The organism is Croceibacterium salegens, from assembly GCF_009827435.1.
Classification (GTDB): domain Bacteria; phylum Pseudomonadota; class Alphaproteobacteria; order Sphingomonadales; family Sphingomonadaceae; genus Croceibacterium_B; species Croceibacterium_B salegens.
The window spans coordinates 1-244 of record NZ_WTYM01000006.1; the positions used below are offsets into that span (position 1 = coordinate 1).

Here is a 244-nt window from a genome sequence, read left to right on the forward strand (position 1 = left end):
CGGGCCGAACCGGTTCCACCACAGCCGCACCGTCTCGTGGCAGATGTCGATCCCGCGCTCGAACAACAAGTCCTCGACGTTCCGCAGCGACAGCGGAAAGCGGACATACATCACCACCACCAGGCGGATCACCTCAGGTGATGAGTTGAAGTAGCGGAACGGGCTGGCAGGCTTGCGTTGGCGAGGCATCACCCTGCCCTACCTCGACCCCGTTACGAGTCGGTGCATTTGCTCTGACAGCACC

General features: G+C 62.3%; 1 pseudogene. It reads right to left on the reverse strand.

Annotated features, from left to right (window positions below):
- A pseudogene (locus tag GRI89_RS00020) lies at window positions 1–189 on the reverse strand (IS6 family transposase); the annotation flags it as partial.
- Window positions 190–244 lie beyond the last annotated feature (55 nt).